22 protein-coding genes are annotated in these 25,034 nt (G+C 42.8%); 5 read left to right on the top strand and 17 right to left on the bottom strand.

Annotated features, from left to right (window positions below; genetic code table 11):
• A partial coding sequence (locus ACED53_RS14055) for an IS3 family transposase (protein WP_371715267.1) occupies positions 1 to 809 on the top strand: 809 nt, incomplete at its 5' end.
• Here ACED53_RS14055 and ACED53_RS14050 read toward each other — a convergent pair.
• From ACED53_RS14050 to ACED53_RS14035, 4 genes are all read right to left on the bottom strand, one after another.
• Entirely contained in the window at positions 751 to 1,065 is a 315-nt protein-coding gene (locus tag ACED53_RS14050; protein ID WP_371715266.1) for a hypothetical protein, read from the bottom strand. The genes ACED53_RS14055 and ACED53_RS14050 overlap by 59 nt on opposite strands.
• A 199-nt stretch (positions 1,066 to 1,264) precedes the next feature.
• Positions 1,265 to 1,387: a hypothetical protein gene (locus ACED53_RS14045; protein ID WP_277948684.1), complete on the bottom strand. Its 123-nt coding sequence runs from the start codon at positions 1,385 to 1,387 to the stop codon at positions 1,265 to 1,267.
• The gene (locus tag ACED53_RS14040; protein ID WP_102580049.1) at positions 1,341 to 1,535 is read right to left on the bottom strand and encodes a hypothetical protein; all 195 of its coding nucleotides are present in this window, start codon (positions 1,533 to 1,535) and stop codon (positions 1,341 to 1,343) included. The genes ACED53_RS14045 and ACED53_RS14040 overlap by 47 nt, the downstream gene beginning before the upstream one ends.
• The gene (locus ACED53_RS14035; RefSeq protein WP_050546904.1) at positions 1,535 to 1,894 is read right to left on the bottom strand and encodes a hypothetical protein; all 360 of its coding nucleotides are present in this window, start codon (positions 1,892 to 1,894) and stop codon (positions 1,535 to 1,537) included. Before ACED53_RS14035 ends, ACED53_RS14040 begins: the two co-directional genes overlap by 1 nt.
• Positions 1,895 to 2,113: 219 nt before the next feature.
• Here ACED53_RS14035 and ACED53_RS14030 point away from each other — a divergent pair, with 219 nt between their 5' ends.
• A complete protein-coding gene (locus ACED53_RS14030; RefSeq protein ID WP_017101102.1) occupies positions 2,114 to 2,713 on the top strand; it encodes a porin family protein in 600 nt (199 codons plus the stop codon).
• A gap of 354 nt (positions 2,714 to 3,067) precedes the next feature.
• Entirely contained in the window at positions 3,068 to 3,670 is a 603-nt protein-coding gene (locus ACED53_RS14025; RefSeq protein WP_029225506.1) for a DUF2971 domain-containing protein, read from the top strand.
• Between the two features lie 158 nt (positions 3,671 to 3,828).
• Here ACED53_RS14025 and ACED53_RS14020 read toward each other — a convergent pair whose 3' ends face one another.
• The 3 genes from ACED53_RS14020 to matP all read right to left on the bottom strand — a co-directional run bounded on the left by ACED53_RS14020 (position 3,829) and on the right by matP (position 5,032).
• Complete coding sequence (locus ACED53_RS14020) at positions 3,829 to 4,140, bottom strand: hypothetical protein (protein WP_017101103.1); 312 nt, start codon at positions 4,138 to 4,140, stop codon at positions 3,829 to 3,831.
• Between the two features lie 104 nt (positions 4,141 to 4,244).
• Positions 4,245 to 4,553, bottom strand: coding sequence for a DUF3634 family protein (locus tag ACED53_RS14015; protein WP_012603889.1), 309 nt, complete (start codon positions 4,551 to 4,553; stop codon positions 4,245 to 4,247).
• A 23-nt stretch (positions 4,554 to 4,576) separates the two neighbouring features.
• On the bottom strand, positions 4,577 to 5,032 hold the full coding sequence (gene matP, locus ACED53_RS14010) for a macrodomain Ter protein MatP (protein WP_009846670.1): 456 nt from the start codon (positions 5,030 to 5,032) through the stop codon (positions 4,577 to 4,579).
• A gap of 189 nt (positions 5,033 to 5,221) precedes the next feature.
• Between matP and ACED53_RS14005 the strand changes: the two genes are divergently transcribed.
• On the top strand, positions 5,222 to 6,874 hold the full coding sequence (locus ACED53_RS14005) for a Lon protease family protein (RefSeq protein WP_017101104.1): 1,653 nt from the start codon (positions 5,222 to 5,224) through the stop codon (positions 6,872 to 6,874).
• Positions 6,875 to 6,944: 70 nt separating this feature from the next.
• Positions 6,945 to 7,460, top strand: coding sequence for a bifunctional 3-hydroxydecanoyl-ACP dehydratase/trans-2-decenoyl-ACP isomerase (fabA, locus tag ACED53_RS14000; RefSeq protein ID WP_010440782.1), 516 nt, complete (start codon positions 6,945 to 6,947; stop codon positions 7,458 to 7,460).
• Between the two features lie 306 nt (positions 7,461 to 7,766).
• Here fabA and rmf read toward each other — a convergent pair whose 3' ends face one another.
• The 10 genes from rmf to pepN all read right to left on the bottom strand — a co-directional run bounded on the left by rmf (position 7,767) and on the right by pepN (position 24,918).
• Positions 7,767 to 7,940, bottom strand: a complete 174-nt coding sequence (gene rmf, locus ACED53_RS13995; protein WP_009846667.1) for a ribosome modulation factor — start codon at positions 7,938 to 7,940, stop codon at positions 7,767 to 7,769.
• 162 nt (positions 7,941 to 8,102) lie between these two features.
• The gene (locus tag ACED53_RS13990; RefSeq protein ID WP_017101105.1) at positions 8,103 to 9,812 is read right to left on the bottom strand and encodes a DUF3466 family protein; all 1,710 of its coding nucleotides are present in this window, start codon (positions 9,810 to 9,812) and stop codon (positions 8,103 to 8,105) included.
• A 9-nt stretch (positions 9,813 to 9,821) separates the two neighbouring features.
• Positions 9,822 to 11,738 (bottom strand): ABC transporter ATP-binding protein, encoded by a 1,917-nt coding sequence (locus tag ACED53_RS13985; RefSeq protein ID WP_102580050.1) that lies wholly within the window; start codon positions 11,736 to 11,738, stop codon positions 9,822 to 9,824.
• A complete protein-coding gene (locus ACED53_RS13980) occupies positions 11,716 to 11,976 on the bottom strand; it encodes a glutaredoxin family protein (RefSeq protein WP_017101106.1) in 261 nt (86 codons plus the stop codon). The genes ACED53_RS13985 and ACED53_RS13980 overlap by 23 nt, the downstream gene beginning before the upstream one ends.
• Before the next feature lie 25 nt (positions 11,977 to 12,001).
• Positions 12,002 to 14,122, bottom strand: a complete 2,121-nt coding sequence (gene rlmKL / locus ACED53_RS13975) for a bifunctional 23S rRNA (guanine(2069)-N(7))-methyltransferase RlmK/23S rRNA (guanine(2445)-N(2))-methyltransferase RlmL (protein WP_017101107.1) — start codon at positions 14,120 to 14,122, stop codon at positions 12,002 to 12,004.
• Between the two features lie 510 nt (positions 14,123 to 14,632).
• Positions 14,633 to 15,187 (bottom strand): cell division protein ZapC, encoded by a 555-nt coding sequence (locus ACED53_RS13970; protein ID WP_017099303.1) that lies wholly within the window; start codon positions 15,185 to 15,187, stop codon positions 14,633 to 14,635.
• A 257-nt stretch (positions 15,188 to 15,444) separates the two neighbouring features.
• Positions 15,445 to 16,455, bottom strand: a complete 1,011-nt coding sequence (gene pyrD / locus ACED53_RS13965; protein ID WP_009846660.1) for a quinone-dependent dihydroorotate dehydrogenase — start codon at positions 16,453 to 16,455, stop codon at positions 15,445 to 15,447.
• Positions 16,456 to 16,801: 346 nt separating this feature from the next.
• On the bottom strand, positions 16,802 to 21,643 hold the full coding sequence (locus ACED53_RS13960; protein ID WP_017101108.1) for an NAD-glutamate dehydrogenase: 4,842 nt from the start codon (positions 21,641 to 21,643) through the stop codon (positions 16,802 to 16,804).
• 228 nt (positions 21,644 to 21,871) lie between these two features.
• On the bottom strand, positions 21,872 to 22,090 hold the full coding sequence (locus ACED53_RS13955) for a DUF2835 domain-containing protein (RefSeq protein ID WP_004733645.1): 219 nt from the start codon (positions 22,088 to 22,090) through the stop codon (positions 21,872 to 21,874).
• 221 nt (positions 22,091 to 22,311) lie between these two features.
• Positions 22,312 to 24,918, bottom strand: a complete 2,607-nt coding sequence (gene pepN, locus ACED53_RS13950) for an aminopeptidase N (protein ID WP_017101110.1) — start codon at positions 24,916 to 24,918, stop codon at positions 22,312 to 22,314.
• Positions 24,919 to 25,034 lie beyond the last annotated feature (116 nt).

Genomic DNA, 25,034 nt, shown 5'->3' with positions numbered 1-25,034 from the left:
ACCGCTCTGAGTTCGCAAGCTTACCTCCGACTCAAATCGTCCCGACACTGCTTGATAGAGGTGAGTATATCGCCTCTGAGTCAAGTTACTATCGGATACTGAGTGCACAGGGGCAACTAAACAAACGAGGTCGTCAAAGAAGTAGGCAGAAGCGTGCGAAACCAACAAGTTACACAGCTACAGATTCGAACCAAGTCTATACATGGGATATCACTTACTTACCTTCAAAAGTTCGAGGCCAACACTATTACCTGTATGTCATCGAGGATATCTACAGTCGAAAAATCGTGGGTTATGAGGTGTATGAGCATGAATGCGGTGAGCTGGCGTCACAACTTCTGCAACGAACGTTGATGCGAGAGCAGTGCTTCAATCAAGCTCTGGTTCTTCACTCAGATAATGGTGCGCCGATGAAGTCGTTGACGTTCAAAGCTAAAATGGAAGAGTTAGGTATTACTTCATCGTATAGTCGCCCAAGAGTCAGTGATGATAACCCGTATGTTGAGTCATTGTTCCGCACGGTAAAGTACATGCCAAGCTGGCCAACAAAGGGCTTTGAAACAATCGACAGTAGTCGAAGTTGGGTTGAAGCCTTCGTACGCTGGTACAACACCGAGCACAAGCACAGTAAGCTGAATTACGTCACGCCTTCAGAGCGTCACAATGGAAAAGATAAAGAGATCTTGAAGCGCCGAGCGGAGGTATTACTCACTGCGAAAGAGCTAAACCCTGAACGCTGGCCAGGTGATATCAGAAACTGTGAACCTGTTGGTGACGTTCACTTAAATCCAGAAAGAGAAGCTGCTTAATAAGCAAGCAAATGATGACAACTACCTTGAAAAACACCGCTTGTTTAGAACGATCTATTTGATCAATTTTTAACGAATAATGATGAACAGATTTCTTGTCTTTACCTAATATTTCTAACAGCGTAGCTATTCTAAAAGCTTGTGGCCCTTCTTTTAGCACCACTTGTTTGATCAAACCTACATTAGAGTTATGGTACGATTTTTTTATCTTAATTTTTACATCTTCTAATGTATTCTCAGGAGGTAGTAACCCCATAAAACTTACCTCATCTAGCCCAAACTCTTTTTCATCAAGGCAATTTTATTTAAGGAACCTGATTATAATCATTAACCCTATCTATAACAGTGATTTAAGTCATTAGATGTGAAACTAGATGCTAAAGAGGGAGGCTCTTATAGATGAGATGTCAAAAGAGCCACTTTCATAAGAACATGGCTCTTTTAATAGGTTGGTTTTATCGGCGTTTCTTGTAGCGTTTTCGTGTGGTGTTCGCCATCACCACTCGCCCGTTCTTGAGTGTGTAACCTTTCTTAAGTTGGCCGTTTGGTCGACGTCCCTTGCATTTGTGTTCTTTCATAAGGTATCTCCAATTTTCGTATCCGTTGCTCTTGGTCTTGTTGCACTCGCTTTATCCAATTGATGTCTGTTTTTAAAGCCGCAATCGTGCCAAGGCTTGAGACTCCACCTGTAATTAATGCAATGATTAACGCTTCGAGATAAGCCATCACTTCGTTTTCCATCGAGAAGCGTAGTATTCAAGTAGGTATCGCACCATGGCACGCATGCCTAGCGTATCGACCACAACAGCACCTAAGACAAACCAATAAGGGTTAGGGATGTTCTGCAGTGCATTGAAGCCTTGTTCTACATATGGCGCGTAATTGGGAATGAAAGACAAGATGAGTGGTACGAAGACGACTAACAGGATAAATTCATCCTTAAATCCCCTATCTCGAATGCTGATGTCATCAAGGCTACTGGCCTGCTCTTCGCCATTTTGCAATCGACGCACCCTCGCCTGATGCTTCTCATTTTCGAGTTCATCTTTACGCTTTAACGCCTCAGCTTTGTTTTGATTGAGCAGTTTCCCTACCCGCCACTTTGTTGTATTCGGCTAAAGGCATATTGATTGCTTAAACATAAAGCAATATGGCGAAAATCAAATCATGTTGCTTCGTATTGATGTTTATATCGATAATAAGTTCATAAAATCAGATGGTTACACAAAACCATTATTAGTTTAAAGCTCTACATTTGGTAAGGTATTCAAGGAATCAATAACTTATTATATAAAAGGCTTAATATGAAAATCGGTATGGTTGCCCTATCACTATTCACCGCTTTTGGCATGAGTTCATACGCGCTTGCTAATGAAAATGACACAGCAGCTAAAGAGCTTGGTCATTTTTATGCAGGTGTAGATGTCGGATTTTATAATGAAACCGAATTAGAATACCGCGGTAGCAAAATTGAAGATTCTTCTGATCTAGCTGACTTGAGTTATAACTTAGTTGGCGGTTATGAGTTCAATACACACGATGTAGTAAAGCTGGGATTAGAAGCGGAGTACCGAAAAATTGGCAAAGTTAACTTTGCTCAAATGATGGATATGGAAGGCCAAGCCTTCTTCGTGAATGTTAAACCCAAATTCATCGTTAAAGGCGACGTCTTGGATTTGTATGTCTCCCTGTTAGCAGGCGTTGGATCTATTGATACGGAAATCAAAGCCTTTGGGCTCTCAGCTTCTGAATCTGAGGCCGCTTACCAAATCGGTGGAGAATTTGGCGCAATAATTACCGATAACATCGACGTTCATATCGGTTACCGCTCTGCACATATTGAAATAGAGTCCATCGATGTTTCATCCAAAACAGCATACATTGGTGCACGATACCATTTCTAAAGTTCCTTCAATGGCTAGACCAATTTATTGCGGTCAACTAGCCTAACATTGCAAATAGTCCGATCTCTTTGAGGTCGGATTTATCATTATTGGTTCACTTAACTTCCTTTACATTGCCTCCAAATATAGACCTATTCTTCCACCAATATAAAGTTACGTTGCAACTTATTAAAAAAACCAGCGCTATTGCAAGATAAATCACTCAAACAGGCTGCTATTTCGTGTTTAAATTTTGATCTATCAATCAGTTATATGATTAAACTTGGTGACTAAGCAAGCAAACACTATGCATTCACGCTTACATTATGAATTATAGTGTTAACATCAGACAATGTTGTAAACCAGGTGTTTGATATGTTGCCTAAACTTTATAAGTTCAGATCTCTTCACGATAGAAACATACAATCGATATCCGAGTGTTCGTTGTGGTTTGATTCCGCTAAGACCTTTAATAACCCTTTTGAATCTCATCACCTGTTCAACAAAGAACTTCAGAATGACTTCAAGGTTATGTGCTTCTCTCAATCGAATGACCATCCCATACTTTGGTCTCAGTATGGCGATAACTTTAAAGGTATGTGTATTGAGTATGATCTTAACTGTTATCACGGTGAGGCAGATCTCAATTGCTTTGAAGTTCAGTATACTGACAACCCAAGCATGCTTAGTTCTCCTTCGCTAGTTAAGTCAAAAGCATCGAAATTAGCCGTGAGCGTACTTGGAATCAAACATTCAAACTGGCGTTACGAAAAAGAATATCGCTGGGTACTGCCCAATGAAGAGATTATTGGCAACAAGCTGTATCTGAATAAAGAGTGTATAAGCTCTGTGATTCTCTCAGAACATGCTCCTGCCGATAGAAAACTAAAGGTACTAATGACTTGCCAACACCTCGGCATCCCCGTTAAACACGCTGTCGCTAAACAAGATTCGTGTACATTTGGCACCTTCGGTTAAATAGATATCAGTAAAATGAACGCCCTACGAGACATATTGTTATATCAAGTGACAGTACAACATACTGAAATCTAACTCAGATCACCGTAATTCACTCGTATTCATTGACGTTTTAGTCAATCAAATTAATATTATTTAGTTATAGTGCATCATAATGGTCAGTTTGTGATATGAAGTCGGATGTACTTTTCTGGAAAACTATATTTGAACTTTTTCTTGGTTGGTAAGTGCTGTTTCGCCTGTCTACAAGCTTTACTATCGCCGGACGTTCTCACTCTCTTGATTTTTGTATAACCTTTGGAGTGCTTCATTTCAATCATCAGGTCACAATAACCATCGATTTCAACATTGCTCTTTTTTAGTCCTTTCATGACCGTGGCTTTGATTTTTTTGGCTACGGGATTAACCAATGCATCGTCGGGAAATACGACTGGGGATGAAAAAAACAACAAAAGGATTAGATATCTCATACTGTTCTCCTTTATTGGAACTGAGAACAGTATGACGATGGCTAAGGCAAGCGAAGAACTAACTTAGTATGAAGATTGACAAGATAAGACGTAATTCTTGACCATTACGCCTTCTTTGAGCCTTTAGATTTGAAGCCGTTATGCGGGAATACATTACGGATACGTTGTTGCACGTTCTTAGGTACATCCTTTGTGAACTTGAGATTATAACCAGAACGCTTTGCGTACACTTTTAATTCACCTTTAAAAGTGTTGTTGTGGCCAATCTCTTGAAGGTTGTGCTTAAAGCTCGGTGGAAGATGACCTTTAACTTGTTCGATCGCCCCATCGTTAAATTTGATTTTCAATACCGGCCTATCAACCGCAACTAACCAAAAAACCAACGCTGCACCGATTAAGATTACATACATCATAATGTCACCACTACTGTTGATGATTATTTATCGTCAGAAAGGAGCTTGCTTAAATCTTCTTTAAGATTGGTTACTGTCTTGCTGGCCTGTTCACTACGAGATGCTTCGCTTACCAAATACTCGATGGCATCTGATAGCGTACAACCTAGCTCGTTCGCACGCTGGGATAGCTTTTCCCATACACGATAATCAAGGTCGATTGATTTTTTCTTGGTGTGAACTTGTTCAGCATTAAAGTGACGCTTTCGCTTAGCTCGGATCGCTTGCTTAAGCTTATTATCGAGCTCAGGAGACATGTTGTCAGATATCCACTCAAGAACACCTGTTGGTTGGTGTTCAAGCTTCAATAAGGCTTGTACAGCAACGTCAGCTTCACTTGAATCAATATGGCAGGTGATCGACTCGCCTTCTTTCCATTTTTTGACTAGATAGTTCCATTTCCAACCACATTCCAAGTTTTCAAGTTGCTGATATTTCATGTCTAATCTCGAGAGTTAATCCTAGTGACAGCGTAACCCAAAATAGGCTATTTAACAATTGTTGTCTTGAAAGAATAGACCAAGATCATACTTATATTAGCTTAGTGATTAGTAACTACAACATAGAGCTACAAGCGAGATCGGTTTTTCTATATACTCCCTACCTCATTATCATAATCAGAAACTTAAATGACTCTAGTAGATTGGCGACATGTTACGCCTCAGTACGACGAATATAGCGCTCAATTAGAGCAATTCCCTGACATCTCGCCTTTCCCATTTTCAGACATTCAACATAGATTCAACGATGCGCTAACCCGCTTTGTCCGCTTGTCCAATCTTTCGCGTGTTTTACTTGTCAACGCTCCGGACAATTCGATCTATCGTCAAATGATTGTTGAATCTTTAGTAACTGCTCTAGATGATCACACGTTACCAGTAATAAAAACTGAGTCTTTAAATGCTGTCTCTCTGTTTGACCAAGTTCAATCAAAAGACGGCCAAGTCGTTGCGACAAAGCCTGGCTTACTGGCTAGAGCGAACAATGGTTATCTGATTGTTTCAGCCAACTTGATTCTAGCAAACCCGGGAAGCTGGTTACTGCTTAAATCTGCACTTCTTGGTGAAGCCGTAGAGCCCATCAGTAGCAACCCTGAACACTTAAACCAATCTCCATCTTTACCGCTTACCTACAATATTAAGTTGATTGTGGTTGGAGACCGAGCTCAACTCGGCGATCTTGATTACCTAGACAGTGATATTCAAACCGGCTTCTGCCTATTCAGTGAAATTGAACAAGACATAAAGCTAACAGAAGAGACGCTGACGCAATATCTTGGTTACCTTAAATGGCTCCAACAACGTTATGAATTGCCAAACATCACGCAACAGGCGGTGACAGGCATTCTTACTGCAGGTGCGAGAGAAACTGAAGACCAAAGCTATATACCGTTATGCCCGATTTGGCACAATGCGTTATTGAACGAAGCTTTGATTGAAGCCGACCATGATGAGATCGATGGTCACCATATTCAGCAAGCACAACAACACAAATACAACCGCGAATCGTACTTACCTGAACGTGCTCTTGATGATATTCGAGATGGCCAAGTTATTATCGAAACCGAGGGTGAACAAGTTGGACAAGTTAATGGTCTGACGGTTATCGATGTACCAGGACACCCTGTATCGTATGGCGAACCAGCCCGAATTTCATGTGTTATCCACTTTGGTGATGGTGATATTGCCGACGTTGAACGCAAAGCGGAACTCGGTGGTAACCTTCACGCCAAAGGCATGATGATCATGCAAGCATTTGTAAGCAGCGCATTAAACCTTGAAGATCCGCTGCCCTATGCGGCTTCTGTTGTGTTTGAGCAATCATACTGCGAAGTTGATGGCGATAGTGCTTCTCTTGCTGAGCTTTGCTCTTTGGTCAGTGCTTTGTCGGAATACCCTATCAATCAACAAATAGCGGTAACCGGTGCTGTCGACCAATTCGGTCGTGTACAAGCAGTTGGTGGGCTAAACGAGAAAATCGAAGGCTTCTATCATGTGTGTAAACACAACGGGTTAACTGGCGAACAAGGTGTGATCCTTCCAAGATCTAACTTACGACATCTTGCTCTGAAGCCTGACCTAATTGAAAGCATCAAAAACAAAGAATTCCATATTTGGTCTGTCTCTAATGTAGATGAAGCTATTCCTCTTATTATGAACAAACCATTTAGAGACGATGAACAAGAAAGCGTTCTGAGCAAAATTGCGGAACGTATTGAAAACTTTGAAAGACATGAGCACCCTATTGGAATTGTTGGACGCATTAAAAACTGGTTTGTCTAGTACTGATCGGACTTGTTTAGCGTACACCTGTTCACTAATATGCACCTATCAAAAATTGGAGTAATTGATAATGCAAAACAAACGTGATTCTTACACTCGCGAAGATCTTCTAGCATCAAGCCAAGGCGAACTATGGCCTGAAGGTCCTCAACTACCAGCACCGAACATGTTGATGATGGATCGCATCACTAAAATGTCTGAGACTGAAGGTGATTTCGGTAAAGGTTTGATTCTTGCTGAACTGGATATTACTCCTGACCTATGGTTCTTCGACTGTCACTTCCCTGGTGACCCAGTAATGCCTGGTTGTCTAGGGCTTGATGCAATGTGGCAGCTTGTTGGCTTCTACCTTGGTTGGGTTGGCGGCAAAGGTAAAGGCCGTGCTTTAGGTGTAGGCGAAGTGAAATTCACTGGTCAAATCCTACCTACTGCGAAAAAAGTGACTTACGAAATCCACATGAAGCGTGTTGTTAACCGTCGCCTAGTTATGGGCCTTGCAGATGGTCGCGTACTTGTTGATGGCAAAGAGATTTATGTTGCTAAAGATTTGAAAGTTGGCCTTTTCCAAGATACGTCAGCATTCTAATCCAACTGTTTAATTAGAATAACGCAGTTAGATTTTAATAAAGCAGCCAATGGCTGCTTTATTTTCACTCCAATAAATTTAGTTATAGTGCACTAGAGTGTACTGGTTAAACAAACTTTCTTATCCCGAAACTGTACTGTATTAGTCCACCAGCAACTATGTATTCCACTATCACTATCAGCTTAAGCACTAGCTCTCTACGCCATTACATTTATTTTATCTAAATTATGTGCCCACTCAGAAACTAACAAGGCTCCACTGCTGTACAACAATGGAGCCTTGATCTTTGAATATGTTCCGCCCTATCTATTTATAGAGACCTGATTGCTTATCACCTTTGGCGTCACGCCAACCACCTAACCAATAAGACCGAGAATCCATTTGGCTATATGGGCAAGCTTCTTGTGACCTACCGTTTATACCAGCTTTGTAGCCTTGAGATTGTGCTCGTTCTAGTCGATCACGCTTTTGTCTCTTCATAGTGCAGTCCTCATACGGGTGTTCTATTTACTAACATACAATGATTACAACTTTGCGGAGTTTTTGTGACTCCAACTTTAAGAATCGACCAGTTTTTCACTTTTCTCAAGGCGAAAAAAAAGCCCGAATTCAGAATTGTGAACTCGGGCTCAAGAGATGAAATTATTTAAATTTTCTACGGAACCCTAATAAGCCGAGTACAGTCAAAGCGAACCAACCTAAGCTACCGCCTTTACGATCGACCTTTGCTGTATCAGTACTACGAGCTTGGATATCGCTCTTACCTTTACCTTCGATAGGAATCAATTTAACCGCAACAACCTTTTCAACCGCATTAGACGCAGCACCGCCACAGTATGAGTTGTGAGACGTTGTATCGTATGGTTTAGGTGTGCCGCCAACAACACATTTGATAGCCGTCGCAGAGATAACACCCGCATCGTTGATGCCTGAAGCATCAATGATTCGGAACTTGTTGTTCTCTCCAGAAACGTTGCCATCATTAGTTAGATCGTCTAGCCACCAAGCTTTGTTCTGAAACAGATCAATTCTTGATGGGTCAGTACCCGTTGCTTGATATGGATAAATAAAGCCGCGGTGTCTACGCTCACTTCCATCAACTTCACGCGTTGTTTCTGCGTCAACTTGACCAACAATTTCATTGAAGTTGTTAACTGCTCTAGCTTCACCACTCGAACCAGCAAAGAAGATACCACCCGTTAGGTATGTCGCTGTTGGAGTCGCAACTGAAGCATCAGTAACAACAAACATCTTGCTGCCTGCGCTACCATTTTCAGGCACTCGACCATTACGCTTAGAGTTACCAATAACAAACAAGTTTTTGTTGATATCGGTCGCTACAGAGTTACTGTATTTGTAATCATTAGACGAGTTAGAGTTGACCTTAGCCCCCTCAATTGATTTGGTCGTCCAAGTATTCGCGCTGTCAGCTAAGTCCAGAGATTTACTGATGAATACAGATGCATTCATATCTTGCAGATCACCACTACCATCAACAGTATTGTAGCCTACGCCATAAAACTTAGTATCCGATTCGGCAATTGAACGCATGCTACCTTGAGCATAGTAATCGCCTTGTCTAGCAGTCCCACCACGAGTCCAATCGATTTGCTTGGTATTCGTACCATCCCAAATAGCAGCTTTTGAACTAAATACAGGATCCGGCGTTGACGTCTCCGTAATGGTTTCACTAGTAGAAACACTACCTACATTGTAAACAGTACCATTACTCGCTGTGATGGCTTTCCATGCTCGAGTCTCAGAAGATCCTGCAGGCTTGGCTGTCGTTGTAAATATTGCATTGTTTCGGATGGTTCCCTCAGACTTAACACCGAGTGGGTTGGCATCTTTATCTAGAGAGTTGATCACTGTATTGCGAGTATCGAGTATTGCCCCGTCTTCTATAAATGCCTTTGCATTTACATAACTCAGGTTGTTTCTTTCCTTAAACCAAGTATCTTCCCAGCGAGTTTTCGCCCAGCTTTCACATGTGGAATATCTTAGTTCACGGTTACAATAGTTTTTGAAGTCATCGAACTCTTGTAAATATTGGAAGACAGCATCCATAGCGAAAGGAACTTCTTCACGGTAACTAATGGCTTCAAGCGAATTACGTGTTTCACCTGCTAGCTTAAAGCTATCACAAGCGACACCACCGATAGTACCAGTGGTAAAACAACTTTCAGTTCCGGTAACCGCCGCTGGTTGAATCGCGACACCAAACGTTTCAGAAGCTCCGACAATTGAGCTAGGAGTCGCGACTTCAACTACCTTGTACAGTGCAGCATTCGCGTTAGTTGCAGCCAAAACTAAGGCTGCAACTGTTGTTAATTTAAATTTATTACAAGTCATGATTACTTCTTAACTTTCCTGTTGTAGTGCCTCGAGCTCTTCCCAGCGCTCAAAAGCAACTTCAAGCTCCTGCTCTGCTGCAGATAGCTTATCTAATACTGGTTGTGTCTGCTCTACAGATTTTGAAAAGAAGCTAGGATCGTTGACTTCTTCCTGAAGAGTTTCAATTTGAGTTTCCAATTCTTCCAAATGCAAAGGTAGCGCTTCTAGTTCTCGTTGTAGCTTATACGATAACTTCTTAGCTTTAGCCTTAACTGGCGCAGTTTTGGGAGTTTCCTCAACTACTTTCTCTGGCTTTGATGGCTTTTCAACCTGTCGGTACTCTATAGCCTGCTTTCTTTGTTGCTGAGCATCGTGGTAACCACCAACAAATTCTTCAACAACGCCGTTGCCTTCAAATATCCAACTTGTCATAACCGTGTTATCAACAAACTGTCGATCGTGGCTCACTAAAAGAAGCGTACCCTGATAGTTGGCAAGCAAATCTTCTAAAAGTTCCAAAGTTTCGATATCTAGATCGTTGGTTGGCTCATCGAGAATCAATAAGTTATTCGACTTAAGGAAAATACGAGCTAATAACAGACGGTTTTTCTCACCACCAGACAGTGCCTTCACAGGAGTGCGAGCACGTTTAGGAGAGAACAAGAAATCTTGTAGGTAGCTCAGTGCATGGCGCTCACGGCCGCCTACTGTCACTTCTTGCTTACCATCCGCCAGATTGTCAATTACTGACTTCTCAGGGTCTAGAATTTCGCGATATTGGTCGAAGTAAGCCACTTCAAGTTTAGTACCACAATGCAGACGGCCAGAATCAGGCTTCAGCTGATCAAGAAGCAGTTTAAGTACGGTACTCTTACCACAGCCATTAGGGCCGATCAGAGCAATACGATCACCACGCATAATGTTGAAGCTGAAATCTTTAACAATCTCTTTGCCTTCAAAACCAAAGTTAAGATTCTCTGCTTCGAATACAATCTTGCCTGAACGTTGACCATCATCGATCTGAATAACCGCTTTACCCTGCACTTCACGACGATTGATGCGCTCTTCACGCAACTTCTTAAGTGCACGTACACGACCTTCGTTACGCGTTCGACGAGCTTTAATGCCCTGACGAATCCACACTTCTTCTTGAGCAAGCTTTTTATCGAATTCAGCGTTCTGCATCTCTTCGACACGTAACGCTTCTTCTTTCTCTAGCAAGTAGTTTTCGTAATCGCCAGGGAACGAGCTCAGCTTGCCGCGATCAAGATCAACAATGCGAGTTGCCATCGATTTGATGAAAGCACGGTCATGCGAGATAAAGATGATTGAACCACGGAAATCTTTCAGGAAGCCTTCTAACCATTCGATTGTCGCAACATCTAGGTGGTTAGTCGGTTCGTCGAGTAGAAGCACGTCTGGGTCACATACAAGCGCACGAGCAAGCGCCGCTTTACGTTGCCAACCACCAGACAAATCCGTCAGTTTTGTTTCAGCAGTGAGTTTAAGCGCCGCCATTACGTTACTTACGCGATCTTCGAAACGCCATGCGTTGGCATGATCCAACTGCTCTTGCACACGAGTAAGACGATTTAAGTTCTTTTCGCTAGGGTCAGTACCAATGAGATCCAAAAGATCATGGTAGATCTTCAACTGTTCGCCGATTTCCGCTAGGCCACCAGCAACGTAATCATAAACGGTGCCTTCTTCATTACGCGGTGGATCTTGCTCAAGGCGAGACACAACCACATCTTGTGTGATTTGCATCTTGCCGTCGTCCATGATGATGTTCCCTGACAGGATTTTCATCAACGTAGACTTACCCGCGCCATTGCGCCCTACTAAACACACACGTTCGTTTTCTTGCAGTGCAAAGTCCGCACGATCTAATAACGGGTGATCGCCAAACGCTAATTGCCCGTTATGAATTGTAAGTAATGCCATTCTTTTTTAACCAATCATTAAGTTCTAACAAGCCAAATGGCCAGTTAAGCTCTGAGCTTTGAGAAAAGTCAGAGCTTTCAAATTTGAGCACCGGAATAGTGACCCCGTAACGGGAAAAGAGCTCATCATCAAATGCAATGTCGACAACGTTGACGTGATGGCTAATGTTTAACTGTTCCGTGAGTTGGAATGCCATCTCACATAGATGGCACCCTTCTGTACTGTAGAGAGTCAGCACTATATATCCTTATACAATCTCTTAACTACTTATGAGTAATCAACCAGCAGTTATGAATGTGCTTATTGCGAGAGAAGTCCAATGGAAGCGTCTTAGCTGAGATATTTTGAGCTTTAAGACCTAACGCTTCTAGGCCTTCTACATCCATTTTGAAGTGACGCTTGTTGTTAGAGAACACAATCGTGCCTTCTTCACGAAGAAGACGCTTAAGGTTTTCCATCAATTGAATGTGATCACGCTGAACATCAAAAGATTGATCCATACGCTTAGAGTTTGAGAACGTTGGGGGATCAATGAAGATCAGGTCGTAAGAACCCTGCTCTTTAACCAACCACTGTAAGCAGTCAGCTTGAACAAACTGATGTTGACGACCAACACGGCCATTAAGCTCCATGTTCTGCTTTGCCCACTCAAGGTAAGTATTAGACATGTCAACGGTTGTTGTAGAGCGTGCGCCACCCACAGCAGCATGAACAGAGGCACTGCCTGTGTAAGCAAATAAGTTAAGGAAATCTTTACCTGCAGCCATTTCGCCGATACGACGACGAGTGATCTTATGATCTAAGAACAAGCCCGTATCTAAGTAGTCATGAAGATTAACAATCAGCTTAACGCCGTATTCGTTCACTTCTAGGTTAGAGGAGTCTTGAGCCATTTTTTGATATTGAGATCGGCCTTTCTGCTTCTGACGAACCTTAAGAACCACGTTGTTTGCTTCAACGCCAGTGACTTGAATAGAAGCACGGATGATATCGGTTAAGCGACGTTTTGCTTTCTCTTCCGGTACATCTTTAGGTGCTGCGTATTCTTGAATCACTAGGTGACCTGGGTATACATCAATCGCTACATTGTATTCTGGTAAGTCCGCATCGTAGATACGGTAACAATCTAATTGCTCTTTCTTAGCCCACTTGCCAATTTTACCGATGTTCTTTTTAAGACGGTTTGCGAAGTCTGGAGCAATAAGTTGCTCTTGTTCACCCGTTGGACGCTCTGACATCGGACGGTCTGAAATTGAGTAGTTCTTTTGGTGACACGGTAACGCACCATTGTTCAATTTGAACTGTTTGTCTGCACGCATACGTAAGCAGCTAAGCAGTTCGTCAGAACTAGAGAAGATAGACGCGTTACAACCGCCAAATTCCGCTTTAAGTTGTGCACCGAATGCCGTGTAAAGTGCAATAAGACCCGGCTCTGTGCCAAGACGCTCACCATAAGGTGGGTTTGAAACAATCACACCATCAGTAAACTCTGTAGGACGCTTAAGCTTTGCAGCATCGCCTACTTCGAATTCAATCAGCTCTTCAACACCAGCACGACGAGCATTGTCACGCGCTGTTTTGATCATGCGCTCGTCATTGTCGTAGCCATAGAACTTACACTCTACTTTCTTAACGCCACGACGACCTTGAACGTTCGCTTCAGCTTTCACTTCAGCCCACAGTTCTGGTTCAAAATCTTCTAGTGATTCAAAACACCACTTCTGGCGTTTAACACCTGGAGCCATGTTCGCAGCCATCATTGCCGCTTCAATCACTAACGTACCTGAACCACACATTGGGTCTAGGAAAGGCTTAGTCGCATCCCAGCCACTACGAAGAAGAATCGCAGCAGCAAGGGTTTCACGCAATGGTGCTCGGCCTGATTCTGGACGGTAACCACGTTGGTGAAGACCGCTACCTACCATATCAACACCAAGAATCGCTTTATCACGATGTAGACGAACGTGAATACGAATATCTGGATTTTCCTTGCTGATAGACGGACGAGGCAAAGACTTTTTCTCAAAGCTATCAACAACGGCATCTTTTACTTTCATCGCACCGTATTGGCTATTACGGATTTCGTTGTTTGTACCGTTAAAGTCAACAACAAAACGCTTAGAGCTATGGAATTGATTTACCCAGTTAACCGCGGTGGTTGATAGGTACAAATCCATGTCGTCCATACAAGTGAATTCAGAAAGGACACGTACAAATCTAGAAGCCAAACGACTCCATAAACAACAACGATAAATTTGCTCATTGGTCGCTTTGAATTTAACACCTGCTTGAACAGGTTTTGCATTTGTAATCCCTAGTTGGGTTAGTTCTTCAACTAATAAATTCTCAAGGCCGTTTGAGGTAACCGCTAGATATTGATTCATAGTGTTCTTTTATTGATAAAAATTAGCTCGATTATACCTGAATTTGTTATTAGAGCATCACACTAAACTTGTCTTTTCATTGAATCTTTCGACTAACTGGCTAGCAAACACACAGTCATGAAGCGATCGCTTACCCACATCCCCTTAGAACATAAGACTTATCGAATCAGCACAATTTATGACCAAACATCGACCAATGCGGCGGTGTGAATTTATATTCACCTTAAATTTGGTATACACCAACCCCAACTTAAGGCTGAAAGTTAGCTACAAAAGCACAAAAACAGGGAATAAAGGGGGGGTAATTTACACTTCTGGCGATGAAAATAGGCAGAAATTAAGATGAAAAAACAGTCACAAGTTCACTAATTAAATAGTTAAGCGGTGATGTATTTATCTGGATGAGGTTTTTTAGGCACAAAAAAATCGGCTATTGAGCCGATTCTAAGGAAGGTTTGATAGGTTTATGCGTTGCAATGTGTGTTAGAAATGATGAACTAAACTGGGGAATTAACCGACCATTGCAATATGTGTATGGTGAAAATGAAGAATAGAGTTCGCGTCTACCATCCTATCGTGCATCACCTTAATCGAGTCTCCAAAGCTTAACCCTTTTGAAGGTGTGAGCAGAAACTCTTCTAAGTCGACAAATGCACATAGGCTCGCACACTCTCCCACTTCCAGTACAATGAAGTAACCTAGGCTATGCTCGTTATTCATTTGTACGATATCCCCTTCTTGAGGAGATTCGTGGCCAGCGCCTTGTGAATCGAAGAACCAGCTTTTAGGCTGTACAGGCTTGTGGAAGCGCTTTGCTGCCACACAATATAGTGCGAGTTCAGCTTGGCGAGGCTCAGACAGTTCTAAGCCAGAAATTTGTTCTTTGAAGGTTTGGTATGAAGATGCGTCATCAACGGTGAATTCATTATCTCTAAACGCGCAGTCCACCAGCTTATTGCGGACCAGATTCGTTTTGAAAATCATATCCTCTCCGAGGTTTAGCATTAATGAACATTGCTGCTCATCGTAATACCAACTCCATGTATCGCTAGGTTTAAGCATCATTTCGTCTCACACTGTTGAACCATTCCATTAGGTAAAACGCAAAATTACCTTCAATTACAGTAATTTTACTGAGCAATAGGCAAAAAAAAAGAGGAAATGAATTCCTCTTTCTTATCGCTTCTGTCTACAACTCAGTGAGTTACAGTGTCTCTTTTAGTAAGACGATGCCAAATTATAGCTTTCCTAAAATAACCAAATCTTTTTGATAACTCTGTTTATAAAAGCTCTGGGTTTATAAAAGATCTGGTTTTCGGGGACTATAAATTTTTAACGATGTCGCCTACAAGACCTGGGCCTTTGTAGATGAAACCAGAGTAAACTTGTACAAGCTTCGCGCCTGCCATCATTTTCTCTTTCGCAGCAACGTAAGAGTCAACGCCACCTACCCCGATGATCGGTAATGCGTCACCAAGTTCTTCGTGAAGTTTACGAACCACTTCAGTACTGCGAGATTGAACCGGACGTCCACTTAGGCCACCCGCTTCATCGCAATGTTTCATGCCTTCAACGATTGAACGATCCAATGTTGTGTTTGTTGCGATCACACCATCGATCTTATTTTTGATCAATGATTCACAAATTTGGCTAATTTCGTCATCACTTAGATCCGGAGCAATCTTAAGAGCAAGAGGAACATATTTACCATGCTTCTCTTCTAGTTCAGATTGTTTTGTTTTAAGTTCAGACAATAGATCGTCTAGAGCTTCGCCGTATTGTAGAGAGCGAAGTCCGGGAGTATTTGGTGAAGAGATATTCACAGCAATGTAACCAGCGTATTGATATACCTTCTCCATACAGATCAAGTAATCTTCAGCGCCCTTTTCAATTGGTGTGTCTTTGTTCTTACCGATGTTGATACCTAAGATGCCGTCGTAGTTCGACTTCTTAACGTTCTCAATAAGATTGTCGACGCCTAGGTTATTGAACCCCATGCGGTTGATGATACCTTCAGCTTCAACAAGACGGAACAGACGTGGTTTGTCATTACCGGCTTGTGGACGAGGAGTTACCGTTCCTACTTCAACGAAACCAAAACCCATTGCGCCAAATGCATCAATACATTCGCCGTTTTTATCTAGGCCAGCCGCTAGGCCAACTGGGTTTTTAAAAGTAAGACCCATGCATTCTACAGGTCGATTAGGTAATTGTTGGCGATACAAAAGATCAATAGGAGTGCCTGTGAAGCGTTTGAAATTTTGAATTGCAAGATCATGTGCCTTTTCGGCATCAAGTTGGAAAAAGCCAGTTCTGGCTAGACGGTAGAGCATTGTGCCTCCGATAGAAAAAAGCCCCGTGTAAACGGGGCGATATTATTTACTTATTTACTCAACTATTCAATCTATTACTGTCTGTAAGGGTAAGATAATCGAGTTTGTTAGCGAATGAGGTTCTTTATTAAGCAAACGTTATCGTTTCTGCAGTCAGTTTACTCATTTCTAGTCTCTACCATATTACAGCCACCCACTCTTTTAACAACAAGCAAGGTGTCCACGAAGTGGGTCCGTCAAAAGAAGTGGGTCCGTCAAAAATCGTTAGACCTATTGATGCCACTTTATAGAAACGAAAAAGGCAAACCTTATGGCCTGCCCTTATGTCTTTCGTTTTATCTAATCACTAATCTGTCGACATGCAGTTTAGATTCAATAACATCAATTCACGCAGTGCTACTGAGAACTTGGCAAACTCATGAACCGAGCCTACTTTGAATTCATTGAGGATACTTTCCCAACGATGTAGAGAAACAGAGTTACTCTCCATCCAATCATCAAGCGCTTTAATCACATCGATGTCTGAAGCACAACCGCAGTTAAGCACTTGGCCAGTTAGCTGACGTTGCTGCCAATCCAGATCTTCTCTGAATGCTGCACGTGCCAGCGCTTGCCAGTTGTTATCTACAGCTTGACCATTGATTTGCTTCAAGAACCAGTGCAGAGACAAACGGTCGCCAAGGTTGAAGTAAAGCTTCGACGCTTGTTGTACTGTTTTACCTGTCTCACGAGCCACTGTGGATATATCCAGTGCCGAGTACAAGCTAGACAAACGCGCAACTGAATTAGCCAACTCAGGGGTTACGCCTTGGTCAATCCATAACTGTGCCATTGCGTTATGCTCTTCTACTTCAGAAGCCACTAGGTTTTCATCCAGTTTCTCTGTGATAGTAAGAACATCGCCTTGGTAAAGTTCAATCAATGCTTTCACTGACTGTTTTCCGGTACGGTTTCTTAGCAACCAACGAGCCAAACGACGAAGTGTACGACGAACATGGTAGATCAATTCATATTGAGCTTCAGAACTTGAAACATTGTCCAGTTCACGGATGCTCTTCAGGACTTTACCAAGACCGTAGATTTCACGTGATGCCGCGTAAGCATTGGCAATATCAACGATATTTGCGCCCGTCTCTTCTTGCAGACGAGTAACGAAGTTACAACCCATCTCGTTAACCATTTGGTTAGCCAGTGCCGTCGCAATGATTTCAGAACGTAGTGGATGATTATCCATGTGTTGAGAATAGTTACGACGTAACGCTGTTGGGAAGTATTGCATAAGTTGTTGAGCATGGAATTCATCATTAGCGATATCATCACTAACAAGATCTTCTTTAAGCACCATTTTACCGTAAGCGACGAGTACAGAAAGCTCTGGTCTTGTTAGGCCTTGGCCCTGCTTTTCACGCTCAAGCAGTGTTTCGTCATCAGGGATGTATTCCAAACCACGATCCAAGTACCCTGCTTTTTCCATTGTATGAATAAAGCGGATTTGCTCTTTGACTAAGCCAACACCTTGATGCTCAGTAACCGAAATAGACTCAGCTTGGCAATATGCGTCGTCTAGTACGATTTCGCCCACTTCATCTTCCATTGATTCAAGCACTTGGTTACGTTGCTTAACGGTTAGATCACCATTAGACACCAAACCATTCAAGAAGATCTTAATGTTTACTTCATTATCCGAACAGTCAACACCACCAACGTTATCAACGAAGTCAGTATTAACGCGGCCACCCGTCAGCGCATATTCAATACGACCCAATTGAGTCATACCCAAGTTACCGCCTTCACCAACAACCTTAGCTTTCAGGTCACGGCCATCGATACGAAGCACGTCATTTGCACGGTCACCTACGTCAGTATGAGTCTCGTTCGAAGACTTAACGTATGTACCGATACCGCCATTCCAAAGAAGATCAACCTGCATAGACAAGATCGCTTTGATCAAGTCATTTGGTGCCATTGATGCTTTCTTAGTACCCAGCATTTTCTGAATTTCAGGCGTCAGAGAGATAGACTTAGATCGACGAGAGAAGATGCCACCACCTTGAGAAATCAGGTCTTTGTTGTAATCTTCCCAGCTTGAGCGAGGTAGGTTGAACAAACGCTCACGCTCTACCCAGCTTGATGCTGATTCTGGATTCGGGTCGATGAAAATATGCATGTGGTTAAACGCAGCTTGCATACGAATATGCTTAGACAATAGCATGCCGTTACCAAATACATCGCCCGCCATATCACCTACACCTATAGCGGTGAAGTCCGTTGTTTGGCAGTTGATGCCCATTTCACGGAAGTGACGTTTAACAGATTCCCAGCCACCTTTCGCAGTGATACCCATGGCTTTATGGTCATAACCGTTAGAGCCACCAGAGGCAAATGCATCGCCTAACCAGAAATTGTATTCAGCAGATACTGAGTTTGCTAGATCTGAGAACGTTGCGGTACCTTTATCGGCGGCAACAACCAAATACGGGTCATCTTCATCGTGACGAACAACACTCTTAGGTGGAATAACCTCACCTTCAATGATGTTGTCTGATACGTCTAGTAGTGCACGGATGAAGCGCTTGTAACAACGTTGACCTTCAGCAAAGATCTCGTCTCGGCCAGACATAGTATGCTGACGCTTACAAACGAAACCACCTTTTGCACCAACCGGTACAATTACTGTGTTCTTAACTTGCTGTGCTTTAACTAGGCCTAGAATCTCAGTACGGAAATCCTCTTGACGGTCTGACCAACGTAAACCACCACGAGCGACTTTACCGCCACGTAGATGCACACCTTCAATGTCTGGTGCGTAAACGAAGATCTCAAACGCAGGAACCGGCGCTGGGATATCTGGGATCTCGCTTGGTCTCATTTTCAGAGCCAACCAAGGTTTAGACTGTTTGTTGTCGTCTAACTGGTAGTAGTTAGTACGAAGCGTTGCTGTGATCATTTCCATGTAACGACGAATGATACGATCATCATCCAAGCTTTCTACATGATCCAACTGTTCAGTGATCTTCTTAATAAGATCTTGTTGGCCTTTCGCGCTGCCCTTTAATTTAGGATCAAAACGCTTGCCGAATAAGCTCACTAACCCTTTCGCTAGATCTGGGTAATGAGACAATGTGTCTTCAATGTATTGTTGGCTAAATGGGAAACCCACTTGGCGCATGTAACGCGCATACGCACGTAAGATTGAGATTTCACGGCCAGAAAGAGCAGCACCCAATACCAAGCGGTTAAAACCATCGCTGTCTAATTCTCCTTCCCAAATTGCCGCAAAGGCTTGTTGGAAAAGATCGCGAGCTTCACGAAGATCAATCGTCTTGTCACTCTTATGCAGCATCGAGAAATCAAGGATCCAATAAGTCACCCCATTGGTCTTGCGCACTTCATAAGGTGATTCACCAATAACGCGCAGGCCAAAGTTTTCAAGCATTGGCATAACATCAGACAGGTGAATCGGCTCATCACTGTGGTAGAACAGCTTCAAACGAACAGCTTTAGAGTCTGCTGCCTCTTCTTGAGGGCGGTAGAAAAGCATACCCAGTTTGTTGTCTTCACTTAGTGCTTCTAGACGCTCGATATCTGCAACAGCAGAACCAGGCATCATGTCTTCTTTGTACGAACGTGGGAATGCACGCATGTACTCTTTCGATAACGGAAGACCTTTGCTCTCACCGAAGTTAGCAACGATTGATTCAGACAGGCGGTCATCCCACGTAGACGATACTTCCATTAAATTTTGCTCAATTGTTTTCACGTCCACATCCATGTTGTTGTTATCAACACGAACAATATAGTGCGTTCTTGCCAGTGGGCTTTCAGAGAAGTATGTCGTGAATTCGACCTCTTCTTCGCAACCGAAATACTGCTTCAAGATGCGTTGGGTTTGACGACGAAGTTCGGTGTTGTAACGATCTTTGGTAACGTAAACCATGCAGCTAAAGAAACGGCCAAACGGGTCTTTGCGAACAAACAAACGCAGAAGATCGCGATCTTGCATTTGAACTACGCCAGTACCGACTTCTAGCAATTCTTCTTCACGAGCTTGAAGCAGTTCATCTCGCGGGTAGTTTTCTAGAATGTTGTGCAGAGCTTTGTAAGAGTATGAACCTTCACGGTAACCACTCGCGTCTAAGATACGCTCTACTTTCTCGCGAACAAGAGGAATAGTTTCAACGGTTTGGTTATAAACGGCAGAGGTGTAAAGACCAGTAAAGCGGTGTTCACCAATGACCTTACCGTTCTTATCGAACTTCTTAATACCAATGTAATCATTGTAAGCTGGGCGGTGAATGCGTGAAGCCGTGTTGCCCTTGGTTACGATAAGTACATACGGCTTTTTGGCTTCAAGACGTGCCGAATCAGAAAACTCAGACAGCTTAACGTTACGCACACGATCTGAATTCGCAAACAAACCAAGACCTTGCTCCTTGGTCGGTTGTAGTTCTGTGTCGCCATTTACAGAAACAAGGTCATATTCCTTGTAACCCATAAACGTAAAGTTGTGCTCGCCTAACCAACGAAGAAACGCCAACGTCTCATCAAAACGTTGAGCGTCTACAGGAATGCTTTCTTTTTGCTTTTCAACTTGATTCGTTACTTCCTCAAGTTTTTCAACCATCTTCAGCCAATCGTTCACTACTAAACCAGTATCGGTAAAGATATCCAGTAGTTCCGTTTTGAGCGCTGTCATTTCAGCTTTGCTGCTAAGACGGTCTACTTCGATATGGAAAAGCGATTGGAATGCACCTTCGTTATTGCTCACGCCGACAACACTGCCCTTATCAGAGCGAGAGATTTGTGTTGGATTGTGAAGCATAAGGTGAGAAGAAAGGTCTAGGCGAGTCAGCGCCATTTTTACAGAGTCTACAAGGAATGGGCTATCTGGTACGACTATCTCTACGATAGTGTGAGTAGATTGCCAACCTTGACGACTTACTGTCGGGTTAAAAACACGAACAGAGATTTGGTCAGCTTTCTTTTCATTGATGTGATGCCATAAGCTAACTACAGCACCGTATAAATCGGATTCGTTTCTCTGAGTTAGATCGTCGTGAGAAACATTACTAAACAAGTGTTGAGCAAGTTGAGTTACGAGAGGTCGATGAGCAAGGTCAAGTTTGTCTTGAATCAGTTTGTAAACTTTTTCAAGTAAAACTGGAACCACAGTTTCACGTGCGGTCATAGTCACACTCCACAATTAGAATTTTATTTTATTATTAGGGGGCTTACTTAAGCTAGCGTTTGAATCAAGCCTTCAAGGCCAGTTCTACTAACGAGTTAAGCAAAGGTAATGCATTCATTTATTGTAAAAGCATTATTGATAAATAGTTAATTGTTTTAGAGGTGGTAAGAGGTGAAATGTTTGATTATGTGATTAAGATTCCCTTTAACTCACTAGGCACGCCAAGCTTTACAGAGCTTCCAACTTAATAAACTTATTTTTTTGGTCAGTTGTTAACCTAAACTGCCCTCTAACCCCTATTTGTGTAAGAAATGGTCTGAAGCGAGTTGCAGGTAGCTGTAAGCGTAGCCCTGTTGTTGTTATCACTTGAACTTTACTTGCGGCACCCGAATAGCTAGCCAAAAACTGCTGATATGAGATGTTAAGTTGGAAAATATAGCGATTCATACGATACCTGTATAAACATACAGCGCCGGTGTTTTTGGCACTTAACGATGTCTGAAAGTGAAACTGAACTTGAAACTGCTCTAGCTTATCGAAAATTCGATAAACCAGAAACAAAAAATCAGTGGCAGATATTCTCTACCACTGATGACTTTTCGTTACTAGTAAACTGCTTATTAGCAAAACCTCTTATGATAAATCAGTTACCTGAATAAGCGGCTGACTTAAGCCTCTAGTGCTTTTGCCACTTTCTCGAATAAGTCTTTTGCAAGGTTGTCCATGTTCTTCAGCGTCTCAAGTTCTTTTTTGATTAGAGCTTGGCGTTCATCATCGTACTTACGGAACTTAAGTAGCGGGTCAATCAAACGTGAAGCCACTTGCGGGTTGCTGCTGTTCAGTTCACGTAGGATCTCGCCCGCAAACGCATAACCTTGTCCTGACTTGGCGTGGAATTGAACCGGGTTCATGTTTAAGAACGAACCTACCAAGTTACGAGTACGGTTCGGGTTCTTCAAGCTAAACGCTTGGTGCGACATCGACGCTTTAATCACTTCAAGTGCATTAGAACTTGGGTTTGAACCTTGCAATGCAAACCACTTATCCATGACAAGACCATCGTGTTTCCACTTGTCGCTGTAATCCGCCATCAAGGTTTCACGACATGGTAGTTGCGCACTGTTCGCCGCGCCCATTGCAGCCATTGTATCTGTCATGTTGTTTGCTTGTTGGTACATAGCAACAACCAAGTCATTACCCTTTTCAGTATGCGCTAAGTAACTTAGACAAACTTTACGTAGAGTACGCTTACCAATCGAATCGTGATCGATCGTGTATTCTGTTAGTGCATGGCTGTGATAAACCGCCGCTAACTCGTCTTCAAGTTCTGCAGCTAGTGTTACTTTCATTGAGTTAAGAACAGATGCGACCGCATCAATATCAACGCGCTCATACCAACCCGACACTTCGTTATGGCTCGGTAGAGAAAGCATTTCTGCAATAAACGCAGGTTCTAGTGAATCACTAAGCAGTACCCCGCGGAATGCATCAACAACAGAAGCAGAAAGTTCAAACTTTTGACCTTGTTGAACGTTATCTACGTTGCTACGGATGTATTTCGCTAGCAGCATTTGTCCCGCATCCCAACGAGAGAACTCATTGCGAGCATTCACCATCAGGAAGATCAGCTCTTCATCTGAGTAATCGTATTCCAATTTCACTGGCGCAGAGAATTCACGAAGTAGCGATGGGATCGGTTGCTCTGAAACGTTTTCAAACACAAACGTTTGTTCCGCTTCTTTCACATCAAGTACATTGTGAACTGGCTGACCGTTACATTGTAACCCAATCACTTCACCCGACGCGGTGTATAGCTCGATGTCTAGAGGAATATGCAGAGCTTGCTTTTCCGTTTGCTCATGAGTTGGAGCCGTTACTTGGCGAGTTGTTAACGTGTACTCTTTTTTGTCTGCGTCGTAGTGACTTTCAACAGAAAGCGTCGGCGTACCAGATTGGCTGTACCATAAACGGAACTGAGACAGGTCAACGCCCGACGCATCTTCCATTGCAGCAACGAAATCTTCGCAAGTTGCAGCGGTACCATCGTGACGTTCAAAGTAAAGCTTCATGCCTTTTTGGAAACCTTCCTCACCCAACAATGTGTGGATCATTCGGATCACTTCACTGCCCTTTTCGTATACAGTCAATGTGTAGAAGTTGTTCATTTCTATCACTTTTTCAGGGCGAATTGGGTGAGACATTGGACTTGCATCTTCAGCGAATTGTGGCCCGCGAATAATACGAACATTGTTGATTCGGTTTACTGCGCGAGAACCAAGATCAGATGAGAACTCTTGGTCACGGAATACGGTTAAGCCTTCTTTCAAGCTTAGTTGGAACCAATCGCGACATGTCACTCGGTTACCGGTCCAGTTATGGAAATATTCATGACCGATTACCGCTTCGATGCCTAGGTAGTCGGTGTCGGTTGCTGTTTGGTCGTTCGCTAAAACAAACTTAGAGTTGAATACGTTTAGACCTTTATTTTCCATCGCACCCATGTTGAAGAAATCAACGGCTACGATCATGTAGATATCTAGGTCGTATTCAAGATTGAAACGCTCTTCGTCCCACTTCATTGAGTTAATTAAAGAAACCATCGCGTGGTTCGCACGGTCCAAATTGCCTTTGTCGACAAAGATTTCTAGATCAACTTTACGGCCTGATTGAGTGGTGTAAGCGTCACGAAGTACATCAAAGTCACCCGCAACTAAAGCAAACAAGTACGCTGGTTTTGGATGTGGGTCTTGCCATTTCACCCAGTGACGACCGTTTTCAGCTTCACCTTCATCTATACGGTTACCATTACTAAGTAAGAATGGATTTTCTGCTTTGTCTGCGATTACCGTTGTGGTGAATTTTGCCAATACATCAGGGCGGTCCATGTAGTAAGTAATACGACGGAAACCTTCAGCTTCACACTGAGTACAGAATGCGCCACCCGACTTATACAAACCTTCAAGTGCACTATTCCCTTCAGGATTAACTTCCGTCACGATCGTGAGTGTGAAATCTTTCGGTAGTCCGCTCAGTGTCAGTTGAGTTTCAGATTGCTCGAATTGCGTCCACTCTTGACCCTCAACTAAAACAGAAACCAACGTCAAACCTTCACCATCAAGTACTAAGGTCGAACTATCTTTCTCTTGCTTAACACTAGACACCGCCGTAATAATGGACGCTGAATCGTACAAATCGAAAGTAAGATCGATTTGAGAAATAGTGTGAGATGGTGATTGATAATCTTTACGATACTTGGCTTGAGGTGTATGTGCCATGACGGGTTCCTTTTGATCGTTATACGTAATTGTATTTTAACTGTATATATCTAAAGGTTGAGGGCCAAGAACACAAGGGGAATATTGAAAAAAGGAGGCATTGTAGTAAAACGCCT

It is taken from the genome of Vibrio sp. 1F169 (assembly GCF_041439605.1).
Lineage (GTDB): Bacteria > Pseudomonadota > Gammaproteobacteria > Enterobacterales > Vibrionaceae > Vibrio > Vibrio tasmaniensis_A.
Note: the sequence above shows the minus strand (reverse complement) of the source record. Positions and strands in the feature narration are given on the sequence as shown.

Excerpts from the sequence above, each read along its gene's own strand:
- rlmKL (WP_017101107.1), bottom strand. The coding sequence starts at position 14,122 with ATGAATCAATATCTAGCGGTTACCTCAAACGGCCTTGAGAATTTATTA.
- rmf (WP_009846667.1), bottom strand. The coding sequence starts at position 7,940 with ATGAAGAGACAAAAGCGTGATCGACTAGAACGAGCACAATCTCAAGGC.
- ACED53_RS13985 (WP_102580050.1), bottom strand. The coding sequence starts at position 11,738 with ATGGCATTACTTACAATTCATAACGGGCAATTAGCGTTTGGCGATCAC.
- ACED53_RS14045 (WP_277948684.1), bottom strand. The coding sequence starts at position 1,387 with ATGAAAGAACACAAATGCAAGGGACGTCGACCAAACGGCCAACTTAAG.
- ACED53_RS14025 (WP_029225506.1), top strand. The coding sequence starts at position 3,068 with ATGTTGCCTAAACTTTATAAGTTCAGATCTCTTCACGATAGAAACATA.
- ACED53_RS14005 (WP_017101104.1), top strand. The coding sequence starts at position 5,222 with ATGACTCTAGTAGATTGGCGACATGTTACGCCTCAGTACGACGAATAT.
- matP (WP_009846670.1), bottom strand. The coding sequence starts at position 5,032 with ATGAAATATCAGCAACTTGAAAACTTGGAATGTGGTTGGAAATGGAAC.
- ACED53_RS14040 (WP_102580049.1), bottom strand. The coding sequence starts at position 1,535 with ATGGCTTATCTCGAAGCGTTAATCATTGCATTAATTACAGGTGGAGTC.
- ACED53_RS13970 (WP_017099303.1), bottom strand. The coding sequence starts at position 15,187 with ATGATGCTTAAACCTAGCGATACATGGAGTTGGTATTACGATGAGCAG.
- ACED53_RS14030 (WP_017101102.1), top strand. The coding sequence starts at position 2,114 with ATGAAAATCGGTATGGTTGCCCTATCACTATTCACCGCTTTTGGCATG.
- ACED53_RS14050 (WP_371715266.1), bottom strand. The coding sequence starts at position 1,065 with ATGGGGTTACTACCTCCTGAGAATACATTAGAAGATGTAAAAATTAAG.
- pepN (WP_017101110.1), bottom strand. The coding sequence starts at position 24,918 with ATGGCACATACACCTCAAGCCAAGTATCGTAAAGATTATCAATCACCA.
- ACED53_RS14020 (WP_017101103.1), bottom strand. The coding sequence starts at position 4,140 with ATGAGATATCTAATCCTTTTGTTGTTTTTTTCATCCCCAGTCGTATTT.
- ACED53_RS13960 (WP_017101108.1), bottom strand. The coding sequence starts at position 21,643 with ATGACCGCACGTGAAACTGTGGTTCCAGTTTTACTTGAAAAAGTTTAC.
- fabA (WP_010440782.1), top strand. The coding sequence starts at position 6,945 with ATGCAAAACAAACGTGATTCTTACACTCGCGAAGATCTTCTAGCATCA.
- ACED53_RS13990 (WP_017101105.1), bottom strand. The coding sequence starts at position 9,812 with ATGACTTGTAATAAATTTAAATTAACAACAGTTGCAGCCTTAGTTTTG.
- pyrD (WP_009846660.1), bottom strand. The coding sequence starts at position 16,455 with ATGCTCTACCGTCTAGCCAGAACTGGCTTTTTCCAACTTGATGCCGAA.
- ACED53_RS14015 (WP_012603889.1), bottom strand. The coding sequence starts at position 4,553 with ATGATGTATGTAATCTTAATCGGTGCAGCGTTGGTTTTTTGGTTAGTT.
- ACED53_RS13955 (WP_004733645.1), bottom strand. The coding sequence starts at position 22,090 with ATGAATCGCTATATTTTCCAACTTAACATCTCATATCAGCAGTTTTTG.